The organism is Azospirillum sp. SYSU D00513 (assembly GCF_017356015.1).
Lineage (GTDB): Bacteria > Pseudomonadota > Alphaproteobacteria > Azospirillales > Azospirillaceae > Azospirillum.
Genome location: NZ_JAFIQV010000015.1, coordinates 103,955 through 117,082 on the forward strand (window position 1 = coordinate 103,955; position 13,128 = coordinate 117,082).

The window sequence follows — 13,128 nt, forward strand, 5'->3', positions numbered from 1 at the left end:
GGGCGCCGGGTTACTTCTTAGCAGCGCGCGCCTTCTCGATTTCCTGGACCATCTGCTGGACCAGCGGCGCGCCGTATTCGGCGGCGTATTTGTCGAAGACCGGCTTGGCCTTGGCACGCATCTTCGCGACCTCTTCCGGGGCCTGCTCGACGATCTGGAGGCCGGCGGCCTTCAGGTTCGCCATCGCGACGCTGTCCTTCTGGCGGGAGACCTCGCGCTGGTAGGCCGTGGCCTCCTTCGCGGCGTCCTGGAACAGGGCCTTCTCGTCGGCCGACAGCCGGTCCCAGAACTTCTTCGAGATGAAGAGGAGCTGCGGGTTGTAGATGTGGCGCGTGACCGTCAGGTGCTTCTGCACCTCGTAGATCTTCGAGCCCTCGATGGTCGCGGCGGGATTCTCCTGCCCGTCCACGGAGCCCGTCTCGAGCGCGGTGTACAGCTCGGTGAAGGCCATCGGCACGGGGTTTGCGCCCAGCTCCTTGAACAGGTCGATGTAGATCGGCGTCTGGATGACGCGGACCTTCAGGCCGGCGATGTCCTCGACCTTCGTGACCGGCTTGCGGCTGTTGGTGAGCTGGCGGAAGCCGAGATCCCAGAAACCGAGCCCGACAAGCCCCTTCTCCGGCAGCTTTTCCAGCAGCTGCCGGCCGATCTCGCCGTCCAGCACGGCGTCGGCCTCGGCGGCGCTGTCGAAGAGGAAGGGAAGATCGAGGACGCCGAACTCCTTGATCAGCGAGACCAGGATGCCGGCGTTCATCACCGTCATTTCCACGGTGCCGCCCTGCGCCGCCGACAGCGTCTGCAGGTCGCCGCCCAGCGTCCCGCCAGGGAACAGACGGACGTTGATCTTGCCGCCGCTCTTCTGCGACAGCAGTTCGGCGAACTTTTGGGCGCCCAGCCCCTGCGGGTGCTCCTTCGCGTTCAGGAAGGAGAACTTGACGGTCCGCTCCTGGATGTCGGCGGCATTGGCGCCGCCCGCCAGCATCAGCATGCCGGGCAGCAGCAGGCCCGCGCACAGGGTTTTCCAGCTCTTCAACATGGGTTCCTCCGGTTCGGTGTTTCGTGTTTGGGAAAGGGGCGGTCAGGGGGCCGGTTCAGCCGTAGAACCAGCGCGCCGGGACGGTGACGAGGGACGGGAAGAGGATGAGGAGGGCGAGCACGATGAGCTGGGCCAGCATGAAGGGCCACACGCCCCGGATCAGGCTGCCCATGCTGATCTTGGACACGCCCGCCACCACGTTCAGAACCGTGCCCACCGGCGGCGTGATCAGCCCGATGGCGTTGTTGATGATGAACAGCACCCCGAAGTAGATCGGGTCGATGCCCGCCTCCTTGATCACCGGCATCAGCACCGGCGTCAGGATCAGGATCGTCGGCGTCATGTCCATCGCCGTGCCGACCACCACCACCAGCGCCATGATCGCCAGCATCAGCAGCGTCGGGCTGTCCATGAAGGGACCCAAAAGCTCCGACACCTGGCTCGGCAGATCGGCCACCGTGATCATCCAGGCCGACACCATCGCCGCGGCCACCAGGAACATCACCACCGCCGTCGTGGTCGCCGCCGTCACGAACAGCTCGAACAGCTGCGCGAACCGCAGCTCGCGGTAGATCACCGTCGCCACGAACAGCGAGTAGACCGCCGCCACAACCGCTGCTTCCGTCGGCGTGAAGATGCCGAACTTCAGCCCGAAGATGATGATCAGCGGCAGCAGCAAGGCCCAGAAGCCGTCCAGCACCGCGCGCAGGATGTCGCCCTTCGAGGCGCGCGGCGGCGGCGTCACGTTCTCGCCGCGCACCACCAGCCACCAGGCCACGACCAGCGCCAGGCCGAGCATCAGCCCCGGCACGATGCCGGCCAGGAACAGCTTGGTGATGGAGACGTTGGCGGCCACGCCGAAGATGATGAAGCCGATGGACGGCGGAATGATCGGGGCGATGATGCCGGACGCGGCGATCAGCCCGCCCGAGCGCGCCTTGTCGTGGCCGGCGCGCACCATCATCGGCACCAGCAGCGCCGACAGCGCGGCGGCGTCGGCGACGGCCGAGCCGGACAGGCTGGCCATGATGCAGGCGGCCAGGATGGCAACGTAGCCGAGCCCGCCCTTGACGTGGCCGACGAGCGTCATGGCGACGGTGACGATGCGCTTGGACAGGCCGCCGGCGTTCATGATCTCGCCGGCGAGCATGAAGAAGGGCACGGCCATGAGCGGGAAGCTGTCGGCGCCGTTGATGACGTTCTGGGCGACGATCTGCGCGTCGAAGAGGTCGAGGTGGAACATCAGCGCCACGCCGCACAGCAGCAGGGCAAAAGCGATGGGCATGCCGATGGCCATGGCGCCGAGAAGCGAGCCCAGGAAGACGGTGATGGTCATGGGAGGGAACCTCTGGAGCGTCGGGTCAGGCGGCCTTGCCGGGCGGGGTGCGGCCGGCGGCGGCGTGCTGGACGCCCTCCAGCTCGGCCTGCTCCTCGGAGTCCTTGACCATGATGAGTTCGCCGTCGCTGAGCCGCCCGGCCAGCGCGCGGGCGAGATTGACGGCGAGAATGGCGAGTGCGGAGACGCCGAAGACGACGCCGGAGCCGTAGAAGAAGCCCATGGAGAGGCCGGTGGCGGGGGCGGCGACGTCGAGGTTGATGAGGGTCTGGTCCCAGCTTCCCTGCAGCAGCAGCCAGGTGACGTAGATCATGATGGCGTGGCTGACGGCGAAGCAGGCGGTCTTGCCGGCCCTGGGCAGGGCGGCGACGAGGCTGTCCATGCCGAGATGGCCGTGCTGGCGCAAGGCCACGATGGCGCCCAGGAAGGTCAGCCAGACGAAGAACAGGCGCGACAGCTCCTCCGACACGGTGATGCCGCTGTTGAAGCCGTAGCGCAGCACCACGTTGCCGAACACCAGCACCACCATCGCCGCCAGGAAGGCGGCGATCAGGATTTTCAGTGCGAAGAAATAGCCGTCGATCAGCCTGCTCATGCGGTCCTCCCGGAATCCCTGCGGGTCTTTGCCAGCCGTCAGACGGCGGTCTGCTGCTCGAGAAGGCGAGCCATCCGCATCAGCGCCAGCGGGTAGCCCTGCGTGCCGAAACCGCAGATCACCCCGCTCGCCACGCGCGAGACGAAGGAGTGATGGCGGAATTCCTCGCGCTTGTGGATGTTCGAGATGTGCACCTCGATGATCGGAAAGTCGCAGGTGTTCAGCGCGTCGAGGATCGCGACCGAGGTGTGGGTGAAGGCGGCGGGGTTGATGATGATGCCGCCGGCGCTCTCGCGCGCCTCGTGGATCCAGTCGATCAGCTGGAACTCCGCGTTGCTCTGCCGGAACTCGATCCCCAGCCCCAGCTCTTCCGCCGTCCGCCGGCACTCCGCCTCCACGTCGGCCAGCGTCTCGTGCCCGTAGATCTCCGGCTGGCGCTTGCCGAGCAGGTTCAGGTTGGGACCGTTCAGGACGTAGATGGGACGGCTCATTGGGTTCCTGCCCTTTCAGAATGGCGGTGCCGGAGTGGCGGCTGGCCGCGAGGCCGAGGAATGCCGCCGTCCACGCGTTGTGCCGCGCCCCGGATTGCTTCCCACCCCCACGATCTGTTCCGACAATGAACTATCTGGTACGTTCAAGTCAACGGGTGACGTAAGCGGCTTCCGCCTTTGTGGGTAGGACCCGGTTCCGGCAGCGCCAGGACACGGCTCCGACAGCGCCGGTTGACATGAACGTACCAGATAGTTCATTGTTCATGCAAACGGTGATGCGAACCATCACGGAATTGGAGTGCCGCCGGACCCGGCCAAACGGTTCCGCCGCTCCAAGGACGCGACCCTAAGAAAAACGCGCCCGCGCCGTCCGGCGCCGGCCCCGACAAGGCGAAGCCATGACACAGACCGCCCAGCCCTCCTTCCTCGTAGGCCTCATCGGGAAGGGCATCCAGGCCTCGCGCACGCCCGCGATGCACGAGCGGGAAGGCAGCGAACAGGGTCTGCGATACGTCTACAAGCTGATCGACCTGGACAGGCTCGGCCTCGGCCCCGACGCCCTGCCCGAGCTTCTGACCGCCGCCGAGCGCATGGGCTATGCCGGGCTGAACGTCACCTTTCCCTGCAAGCAGGCCATCATCCCCTTCCTGCATGAACTGTCGCCGGACGCGCGCGACCTCGGCGCCGTCAACACGGTCGTGCTGAAGGACGGCCGGCGCATCGGCCACAACACCGACTGGTGGGGCTATGCCGAGAGCTTCCGTCGCGGCCTGCCCGACGCACCGATGGGCCGGGTCGTGCAGATGGGCGCCGGCGGGGCCGGTGCTGCCGTGGCGCACGCCGCACTGACGCTCGGCGTTGAACGGCTGACCGTCTTCGACGTCGAGCCGTCCCGCGCCGAGACCGTGGCGGCCGGCCTGTGCGCCCGCTTCGGCGCCGGCCGCGCCGTCGCCGGCACGGACCTCGCCGCCGCGATGGCCGAGGCCGACGGGCTGATCAACACCACGCCCGTGGGCATGGCGAAGTTCCCGGGAATGCCGCTGCCGGTGGAACTGCTGCGCCCGGACCTCTGGGTGTCGGAGGTGATCTATTTCCCCTTGGAGACGGAGCTGCTCCGGGCCGCCCGGGCGCTGGGCTGCCGGACCGTGTCCGGCGGCGGCATGGCGGTCTTCCAGGCGGTGGAGGCCTTCCGCCTGTTCACCGGCATCACGCCGGACGCCGCGCGCATGCAGCGCCACTTCGCCTCAATGGGCGAAGGCTGACTGGGCGAAGGCTGACGCGGGCGAGTGCCCGTCAGGCGGGCCGGAGCAGGCGGATGACGGCCTCGGCCAGCATCCGCTTGTGGCGCTCCTTCAGCTCCGGGTCGGACAGGTCGCGCTTGAAGATCGTGCCGAAGGTGTGGCGGTTCGAGACGCGGAAGAAGCTGAAGGAGCTGATCATCAAATGGACGTCCACGGGATCGACGTCGTCGCGGAAGGCACCCGTCTCACGGCCGCGCGCGAGGATGCGCCGGATCGTGTCGATGATCGCGACGTTCAGGTTCCGGATCGCCTCGGACTGGGCGATGAAGCGCCCTTCGTGGATGTTCTCGATGCTGACGAGCCGGATGAAGTCGGGGTTGGCGTCCTGGTAATCGATGGTGAAGTCGATCAGCGTCCGGATCGCCGTCTCCGGATCGGCTTCCTCCAGATGCAGGTTGATCTCGATGCCGCGGATGTCGGCGTAGGCCTTCTCCAGCACGGCGAGATAGAGCCCCTCCTTGCTGCCGAAGTAATAATAGATCATCCGCTTGGTGGTGCGGGTCCGCGCCGCGATGGCGTCCACGCGCGCGCCGGACAGCCCGTTCTTGGCGAATTCCTCCTTCGCCACCGCCAGGATGTTCCGGCGGGTCTCCTCCGCGTCCCGCTTGCGCGCGGGCGAGAGAAGCTCCGGCTCGTCGGCCGGCTGCCGGTCCGAGGTCGCGTCGGAAGTCGAATCAGAAGTCACGGCGGGCATCCTGCCTTTTCATCGTCCTTGGCCTTCGGCGGTCGCCACGGCCTATGTCCGCTGGCGGCCACGAACGGTCACGGTTCCGGTCCTTCTACCACCAAGGCCGGAACCTTATCCACCAGGGGGGCGGCCCGTGGCCACGCCGGCCTTCCACATCGCGCGATAAGGCTGCGGAACGGCGCCCGCCCACCCGCGTCGTTGACAAACTAACCGTTTAGTCCATTATTGGAAAGCCCAACCAGAGCTGACGCGAGACCATCATGCTGCGATCGATTGCGACCGTTTCCCTGAGCGGCACGCTGCCGGAGAAGCTTGAGGCCATCGCGGCCGCACGGTTCGACGGGGTGGAGATCTTCGACAGCGACCTCGTCTATTACGACGGCACGCCGCGCGACGTCCGCCGCATGGCGGAGGATCTCGGGCTCCAGATCACGCTGTTCCAGCCGATCCGGGACGTGGAGGGCACGCCGCGCGAGCGGCGGCAGCTCGTGCTCGACCGCGTCGAGCGCAAGATGGACGTGATGGGCGAACTCGGCGCCGAGATGGCGCTGCTGTGCAGCAACGTCGCCTCCGACCTGCTGCGCGACGACGAGGCGGCGGCGGAGGACCTGGCGCTGGTCGCCGAGCGCGCGGCCCGGCGCGGCATCCGCATCGGATACGAGGCGCTGGCCTGGGGCGGCCATGTGAAGACCTGGCGTCACGCCTGGTCGCTGGTGCAGGCGGTCAACCACCCCAATCTCGGTTTGCTCGTGGACAGCTTCCACACCCTGTCGCTCGGCGACGACCCATCCGGGCTGGCGTCGGTCCCGGCGGACCGGCTGTTCTTCGTGCAGCTCGCCGACGCGCCGAGGCTCCAGATGGACGTGCTGTCCTGGAGCCGCCATTTCCGCTGCTTCCCCGGCCAGGGCCAGTTCGATCTTCCGGGCTTCCTCGGCCCCATCGTCACCGCCGGCTACGCCGGCCCGATCTCGCTGGAGATCTTCAACGACGAGTTCCGCGCCGCCCCCACCCGCGCCACCGCCGAGGACGGGCTGCGCTCGCTGCTTTATCTGGAGGAGATGACGGCCGATTGGCTGGGGCGCAACCCCGCCGCGCCCGCACCGGCGGCCGCACCCACGGCCGAGGCGCCCGCCCTCCCGCGCACCCAGGCGGCACGGCGCGCGAATCTCTTCTCGCCGCCGCCCGCGACCGAGTTCGAGAGCTACGAATTCCTGGAATTCGCGGTGGACGACGCGGACAAGGCCGAGCTGGCCGGCTGGCTGGACGCGCTGGGCTTCACGCCCGCCGGCCGGCACCGCTCGAAGAACGTGACCCTCTACGAGCAGGGCGGAATCCACCTGATCCTGAACGCCGAGCGCGAATCCTTCGCCCACTCCTTCCACGCGCTGCACGGCGTGTCGCTCTGCGCCATGGCGCTGCGGGTGGACAGCGCCGCCGACGCGCTGGACCGCGCGCGGCTCTACAACTGCAAGCCCTATGTCGGGCACAACGGCCCGAACGAGATGATGATTCCGGCCGTCCGCGCACCGGACGGCAGCCTCGTCTATTTCGTGGACCGCCATGGGCCATCGATCTACGAGGTGGATTTCGAGCCGGTGCGCCCGGCGACGGGGAAGCCCACCGGTCCCCTGCTGGGCATCGACCACACGACGCTCGCGCTGCCTCCCGGCAAGCTCGACGCCTGGACCCTGTTCTACCGGTCCGTCTTCGGCTTCGACGCGGACGACGCGCTGCTGCTGCCCGACCCCTACGGGCTGATCCGCAGCCGCGCCATGCGCAGCCCGAACAGCGCCATCCGCATCCCGCTGAACATCTCGGAAAGCCGCTACACGGCGGCGGCGCGGTCGGTCGAGACCTACAGCGGCGCCGGCGTCCATCACGTCGCCTTCCACACCGACGACATCTTCGCCGCCGTGGAGGAGCTCACCCCGCGCGGCATCCGTTTCCTGCCCATTCCGCACAATTACTATGAGGACATCGCCGCGCGCTTCGGCCTGCCCGAGAACCTGACCGACCGCATGGCGGCGGCCAACGTGCTGTACGACCGGGACGCCGCGGGCGGGGAGTTCTTCCACGTCTACACCCAGCCCTTCCAGGACCGTTTCTTCTTCGAGATCGTCCAGCGCCGGAACTACGCCCAGTATGGCGCGGCGAACGCGCCCGTCCGCCTTGCGTCGCTGGCCCAGATGCGCGCATCCTCTCCCTTCCGGGTGAACCCGGAGAGCCTTTGATCCCGGAAAGTCTTTGAGGAAGCGTGCCACGCGTCGCGATGTCATCCTGTCCCAGCCCGGCCGCAGCGGTCGGCGTCTCCCCTAAGCCCGACCGCACGATCGTGCTCGTCGGGCTGATGGGGTCCGGCAAGACCAGCATCGGCCGCCGGTTGGCGGCACGTCTCGGCCTGCCCTTCCGTGACGTGGACCAGGAGGTCGAGGCCGCCGCCGGCCGGACCGTCGAGGAGATCTTCCGGCAGCATGGCGAGGCGGCCTTCCGCGAGGGCGAGCGCAAGGTGATCGCGCGGCTGCTGCGCGAGGAGCCGGTCCATGTGCTGGCGACCGGCGGCGGCAGCTACATGGATCCGGAGACGCGCCGGCTGATCCGGAACAGCGCGCTCGTGATCTGGCTGCGGGCAGATCTGGAGCTTCTGCTGCGCCGGACGGCGCGGCGCACCCACAGGCCACTCCTCAAGCAGGGCAACCCGCGCGACACGCTGGAGCGGCTGATCGCCGAGCGCTACGGCACCTACGCCGACGCCGACCTCGTGGTGGACAGCGTGGACGTGCCGATCGAGGCGATGGTCGACCGTGTCATGGCGGCACTGCGGGGCCACGACACCGTCAGGGCGGAACCGGCGGCCCGCTGAACACCGGAATCGCCGGGGATCAGAGCAGGCCCATCCCCTTGAGGCCGTCGTAGAGCAGCTTGGCGCCCGCCGCGAACAGCAGGATGTAGCTGGCCCGGTAGAACAGCGCCTCCGGCACGCGCTTGGTCAGCCAGACGCCGAGCCAGATGCCGAGCGGCGCCAGCGGCGAGAGCACGAGCGCCGTGGAGAAATTCGCCATGTTGATCTGCCCCAGCCAGAAATAGGGCACCAGCTTCACGTAATTCACCACGCCGAAGAAGACCACGGTGGTCCCGGCGAGCAGCATCTTCTCCATCCGCAAGGGCAGGAGATACACCATGATCGGCGGGCCGCCGGCATGGGCGAGGAAGCTCGTGAAACCGGACATGCCCGACCAGAAGAAGCCCTTTGCCTGCGACGGCGGTGGCGCTTCGGCAAGCTTGCGTTGAAGGAGCGGGCGGAGCCACTGGTTGATCGAGAAGAGGATCGAGATCGCACCGATGATGACCCGCACCGCGTCATCGTCCAGATGCCCGAAGGCCAGCACGCCGAGCCCGATCCCAAGAAGCGCCCCCGGCAGCAGCACCGCCATCTGCGCGCGGCTCCAGCTGTGGCGGTAGGCCCAGAGGCCGAACAGGTCCATCAGGCACAGGATCGGCAGCATCAGCCCGGCCGCCTCGCCCGGCGGCATGACCAGCGCCATCATCGGCACTGCCAGCGCCCCGAGCCCCGACAAGCCCCCCTTGCTGATCCCCGTCAGAAGGACGGCGGGAACCGTCAGCGCGTAGAAAGCGGCGTCGGTGATCACGGGAGAACCCTTCGTCGAGGCGGGTGGCGGCGCGAACGGACGGCGCGCCGACGGGCCGCTGTTATCCGCGCCCGCCCGCATGGCGGTCAACGGGCTTTTCCGGAATGGCGGATCGACGAAAGACTCTCGATGTTTGTTCAGACAGGCTTGCCTGAAGCCGCCATGTTCGCTCAACTCGAAGAGATCGTGGACGGTTTGGAGCAGGAGCATCATGCGCCGTACGTTGGTCTATCCGGCGGTCCTCACCCCCGCCGCCCTCTTCGACAGTGACGAAACCGGATTCGTAGCTTCCTTCCCCGACTTGCCCGAGGCGGTCACGCAGGGCGAAACCGAAGTGGAAGCCTTGCGTGAAGCCGCCGATTGCCTGGAGGAGGCCATCGCCAACCGCATGCGGCGACGTCTTGAGGTTCCCACCCCGTCTCCTGTCGGCGAGGGGCAGCACCCGGTTTCCACCCTCTCCGAATGAGAAAGCCGCATCCCGACCCTCCAGGCCAGGATGCGGCTTTTCCCGTAAGTACAATCCTCAGAACAGGCGCGTCAGCTCGTAGAAGATCCAGGCGACCAGGGCCGAGGCGGGCATGGTGACGATCCAGGCGACGAGGATGCCCCGCGCCAGCCCCCAGCGCACGGCGGACGCGCGGCGCGAGGCGCCCACGCCGATGATGGCCCCCGTGATGGTGTGGGTCGTGCTCACCGGCACGCCGAGCCCCGTCGCCATGAACAGCGTGATGGCGCCGGCGGTCTCCGCGCAGAAGCCGTGCACCGGCTTCAGGTCGGTCAGGCGGGAGCCCATGGTCTTGACGATCTTCCAGCCGCCGAACAGCGTGCCGAAGGCCATGCAGAACTGGCAGCTCAGCACCACCCAGAACGGCACGTAGAAGGTTTCGCCCAGATAGCCCTGCGAGAAGAGAAGAACGGCGATGATGCCCATCGTCTTCTGCGCGTCGTTGCCGCCGTGTCCGAGGCTGTAGAGCGAGGCCGAGGCGATCTGCAGGGTGCGGAACACCCGGTCCACGCCGAAGGGCGTCGCGCGCGAGAAGGTCCAGGACACGATCAGCACGATCACCAGCGCCAGCAGGAAGCCCACGGTCGGCGACACCACGATGGCGACCGCGGTCTTGGTCAGGCCGCTCGCCACGATGGCGTCCAGCCCGGCCGCGGCGATGCCCGCCCCGGCCAGCCCGCCGATCAGGGCGTGCGAGGAGCTGGAGGGGATGCCGAAGCGCCAGGTGATCACGTTCCAGACGATGGCGCCCATCAATGCGGCGAAGATCACCGCCGGACTGATCACGTCGGCCGAGACGATGCCCCGGCCGATGGTGGTCGCGACATGCAGCCCGAAGAACAGGAAGGCGATGAAATTGAAGAAGGCCGCCAGCAGGACGGCGTTGCGCGGCGACAGCACGCGCGTCGAGACCACCGTGGCGATGGAGTTGGCGGCGTCGTGCAGCCCGTTCAGGAAATCGAAGAGAAGAGCCACGCCGATCAGGCCGATGAGCAGTGGCAGAGCGAGGGTTTCCATGGGCTTCTTCCGGCTTGCCTGTGTGGGCGCGTCAGACGTGGTCGACGATGATGGAGTCGATGATGTCCGCGACGTCCTCGCCCGCGTCGAGCACCGCCTCCAACAGTTCGACGATCTCGCGCACCAGCGCCTGGCGGTAGGTGATCGGGGCGTCGAGCCCGCCGCTCTCCTCGCGCAGTCGGCGCTTGGCCGCGCGCAGCAGCGTGTCGCTCTCGCTCTCCAGGCGGGAGATCTCGGCCGTCATCCGGGTCAGGCTGGCGGCGTTGCGCGGGATGTCGCGCAGAAGCGGGATGCCCTCGTTCAACGTGCGGGCGCAGCTCAGGATGCCCTCGGCCATGGTGTGCATCTCGACCGTGTAGGGCATGGGGCCGGCCTCGGTCACGTGCCGGGCGACGTCCTGGATCAGGTCGATGATGTCGTCCATCCGCTTGGCCAGGTCCTGGATGTCCGACCGGTCGAAGGGAACGATGAAGCTGCGGTGGATGGCGAGCTGGATCGTCTTCGCGACCTCGTCGGCCTCGCTCTCCGCCTTGCGGATCACCTGGAAACGCGCCTCCAGATCGTTGCCTTCGCGCAGGAGGTCGAGCAGCGCCTGGGCGGCCACGGTGATGAGGCGGGAGTGCTCTGTGAAATGGTCGAAGAACCGCTCGTCTTTCGGCATCAGCGCCCGGAAGAGGCTCAGCATGATCGTTTCCATGTGCAATGTGGTCGGCGCCGCCCCATTGTGGGCAAGCCGCGCGCGCCGTGTAGCATTCCCGGCACGCAAACTGTAACAATAACGTCATGAAAGGGGCAGGGTTGTGCGCCCCGCTGAAAATCCGGACTTGGCCGGACGCCTCGGAACCCCCAGCTTCATTGAAGTGAAAACCGAAGCGGATGGGGCCGAAGCCGCGGCCGGCCCCGGCATGCGACACGCAACCGAGCAGGAGGACATGTCCGGGTGAACGCGGAACCAGTTGCCCTCCCTCTCTTCCGGCTGGACCGCACAGACGGGCTCTGCCCGGGACGGCCGTCATGAGACACCGCAAGCCACGCACCCAGTACGCGGCCCTGCCCTACCGGCTGGTGAACGGCCGGCCTGAAGTGCTGCTCGTGACCTCGCGCGAGACCCGGCGCTGGATCATCCCCAAGGGCTGGGCGAAGAAGGGCGTCAAGCCGCACGAGATGGCCGCCATCGAGGCTTACGAGGAAGCGGGCGTGCGCGGTGATGTCGGCAAGCGCCCGATCGGCTCCTACCGCTACGAGAAGCGCCTGGCGGACGGCAAGACCGTGCCCTGCGACGTCACGGTCTTCCCCCTGGAGATCCACGAGGAGCTGGAGAGCTGGCCGGAGAAGGACCAGCGCGAGCGGCGCTGGCTCAGCTCCAGCCAAGCGGCTCTCCTCATCAGCGAGGGCGGGCTGGTCGGGCTCCTGCTGCGGATCGGCCTGCCCCCGAACGACGAGGCGCCGGCCACGAGGTCCTGACCGCCCCGCCGCCCTGACCGGGAGAGCTATGCCCAAGGACGAGGGCAACCGCCCGCCTTGTCCCCTGTTGCGGTGATGACCCGTTCAACAGATTGGAGAGGACCGGCATGGCGACGGAAAAGGCTTCGGGCGAGAAGGCTGCGGGCAGCACCCGGCACGTGGCGGGCGCGGGAACGGACACGCGCGTGGACGCTCCCGACACGCTCCAGGGCAGCGAGGACCGCGAGAACACGGACGACACTCCGGTCGGCGACACCGTGACGACCGGCAGTCCGGCGGCGACCTCCACCGGCGACGACGTGCAGCCGGGCAACCGTCCCTGAACCGCACGAACCAGCCGGAGGGGCGAGACGGACCGGCCGCGCGCCGGGAAGCGATCCCGGACGCGGGGGAGCCGGAGGAAGGCACGCCGGAACAGGGCGGCTTCATGCGTCGGAATCTGGGCAGGATCCTGGTGGCCGGCGGCACGCTCGCGGCGGTCGCCACCATCGCCGCACGGAACGGTGGCGGAAGCCCGGCACCTCACGAGGGCGCCTCTCGCGAAAAACCGCATGACGAGCCCGGTCGCCGGGAAGCGGTTCCTGACGCATCGGGGCCAGCGCCACCGGCCGGGCTGGGTCCCCTTGGCGTCATTCCGAATGGCACCCGGACCGCGGGTGCGCTGCTCGACGGCGGCGGCATTCTCATGGACACCGCCCATGCCGCCGGCCGGGAATGGCTGGCCTGCCTTCGCATGATCAGCCGGCGGCAGGCGGCCGACCTGGAGCGGCTGTCCCGGTGCCGCTCGCCGGCGGACGCGATGGCGATCCAGGCGCGGTCCTTCGCGGACCAGACGGAGACGGCGATGCGGGCCGGGCTGGCGATCAACGCCCTCTGGGTGGAGGCCGCCTCCTGCGTTACCCGCGGCTTCGCGGAACGGGCGGAGGCGGCCGGTGCCGGTGTCGAGAGGAACCCGGCTGCGGACCGGGAACGCGGCGGAATGCCGGGCGAGGGCTGAATCCCGAACGTCCTGCCAAAGCCGTGACACCCATGCTATAGCCCGCGCCGA

Annotated in this window: 15 protein-coding genes; 7 read left to right on the forward strand and 8 right to left on the reverse strand. The window is 68.1% G+C overall.

Annotated features, from left to right (window positions below; translation table 11 throughout):
- Positions 1–10: 10 nt before the first annotated feature.
- From JUB11_RS13430 to aroQ, 4 genes are read right to left on the reverse strand one after another with little or no spacing between them, the layout of a single operon-like run.
- The gene (locus JUB11_RS13430) at positions 11–1,036 is read right to left on the reverse strand and encodes a TRAP transporter substrate-binding protein (RefSeq protein WP_207459058.1); all 1,026 of its coding nucleotides are present in this window, start codon (positions 1,034–1,036) and stop codon (positions 11–13) included.
- A gap of 55 nt (positions 1,037–1,091) precedes the next feature.
- Positions 1,092–2,372 carry a TRAP transporter large permease subunit gene (locus JUB11_RS13435; protein ID WP_207459059.1) on the reverse strand — a complete coding sequence of 427 codons (1,281 nt, stop codon included), beginning with the start codon at positions 2,370–2,372 and terminating at the stop codon, positions 1,092–1,094.
- Between the two features lie 25 nt (positions 2,373–2,397).
- Positions 2,398–2,967: a TRAP transporter small permease gene (locus tag JUB11_RS13440; RefSeq protein WP_207459060.1), complete on the reverse strand. Its 570-nt coding sequence runs from the start codon at positions 2,965–2,967 to the stop codon at positions 2,398–2,400.
- A 38-nt stretch (positions 2,968–3,005) separates the two neighbouring features.
- Complete coding sequence (aroQ, locus tag JUB11_RS13445) at positions 3,006–3,458, reverse strand: type II 3-dehydroquinate dehydratase (protein WP_207459061.1); 453 nt, start codon at positions 3,456–3,458, stop codon at positions 3,006–3,008.
- A gap of 398 nt (positions 3,459–3,856) precedes the next feature.
- Here aroQ and JUB11_RS13450 point away from each other — a divergent pair, with 398 nt between their 5' ends.
- Positions 3,857–4,720, forward strand: coding sequence for a shikimate dehydrogenase (locus JUB11_RS13450; RefSeq protein WP_207459062.1), 864 nt, complete (start codon positions 3,857–3,859; stop codon positions 4,718–4,720).
- 31 nt (positions 4,721–4,751) lie between these two features.
- On the opposite strand, the gene JUB11_RS13455 is transcribed toward JUB11_RS13450, so the two are convergent.
- Complete coding sequence (locus JUB11_RS13455) at positions 4,752–5,453, reverse strand: TetR family transcriptional regulator (protein ID WP_207459063.1); 702 nt, start codon at positions 5,451–5,453, stop codon at positions 4,752–4,754.
- A 254-nt stretch (positions 5,454–5,707) separates the two neighbouring features.
- Between JUB11_RS13455 and JUB11_RS13460 the strand changes: the two genes are divergently transcribed.
- Positions 5,708–7,678, forward strand: a complete 1,971-nt coding sequence (locus JUB11_RS13460; RefSeq protein WP_207459064.1) for a sugar phosphate isomerase/epimerase and 4-hydroxyphenylpyruvate domain-containing protein — start codon at positions 5,708–5,710, stop codon at positions 7,676–7,678.
- Positions 7,679–7,716: 38 nt separating this feature from the next.
- Positions 7,717–8,307 (forward strand): shikimate kinase, encoded by a 591-nt coding sequence (locus tag JUB11_RS13465; RefSeq protein WP_207459065.1) that lies wholly within the window; start codon positions 7,717–7,719, stop codon positions 8,305–8,307.
- 19 nt (positions 8,308–8,326) lie between these two features.
- Here JUB11_RS13465 and JUB11_RS13470 read toward each other — a convergent pair whose 3' ends face one another.
- Positions 8,327–9,094, reverse strand: coding sequence for a sulfite exporter TauE/SafE family protein (locus JUB11_RS13470; RefSeq protein ID WP_348771425.1), 768 nt, complete (start codon positions 9,092–9,094; stop codon positions 8,327–8,329).
- Positions 9,095–9,305: 211 nt separating this feature from the next.
- Between JUB11_RS13470 and JUB11_RS13475 the strand changes: the two genes are divergently transcribed.
- Positions 9,306–9,560: a type II toxin-antitoxin system HicB family antitoxin gene (locus JUB11_RS13475; protein WP_207459066.1), complete on the forward strand. Its 255-nt coding sequence runs from the start codon at positions 9,306–9,308 to the stop codon at positions 9,558–9,560.
- Positions 9,561–9,617: 57 nt separating this feature from the next.
- On the opposite strand, the gene JUB11_RS13480 is transcribed toward JUB11_RS13475, so the two are convergent.
- Together JUB11_RS13480 and JUB11_RS13485 are read right to left on the reverse strand one after the other, a co-directional pair.
- Positions 9,618–10,616, reverse strand: coding sequence for an inorganic phosphate transporter (locus JUB11_RS13480; protein WP_207459067.1), 999 nt, complete (start codon positions 10,614–10,616; stop codon positions 9,618–9,620).
- Between the two features lie 31 nt (positions 10,617–10,647).
- Complete coding sequence (locus JUB11_RS13485) at positions 10,648–11,301, reverse strand: DUF47 family protein (protein WP_207459068.1); 654 nt, start codon at positions 11,299–11,301, stop codon at positions 10,648–10,650.
- 329 nt (positions 11,302–11,630) lie between these two features.
- Between JUB11_RS13485 and JUB11_RS13490 the strand changes: the two genes are divergently transcribed.
- The 3 genes from JUB11_RS13490 to JUB11_RS13500 all read left to right on the forward strand — a co-directional run bounded on the left by JUB11_RS13490 (position 11,631) and on the right by JUB11_RS13500 (position 13,077).
- Positions 11,631–12,080 (forward strand): NUDIX hydrolase, encoded by a 450-nt coding sequence (locus JUB11_RS13490; protein ID WP_207459069.1) that lies wholly within the window; start codon positions 11,631–11,633, stop codon positions 12,078–12,080.
- Positions 12,081–12,187: 107 nt separating this feature from the next.
- Positions 12,188–12,403: a hypothetical protein gene (locus JUB11_RS13495; RefSeq protein WP_207459070.1), complete on the forward strand. Its 216-nt coding sequence runs from the start codon at positions 12,188–12,190 to the stop codon at positions 12,401–12,403.
- 104 nt (positions 12,404–12,507) lie between these two features.
- Positions 12,508–13,077, forward strand: a complete 570-nt coding sequence (locus JUB11_RS13500; RefSeq protein WP_207459071.1) for a phasin family protein — start codon at positions 12,508–12,510, stop codon at positions 13,075–13,077.
- Positions 13,078–13,128 lie beyond the last annotated feature (51 nt).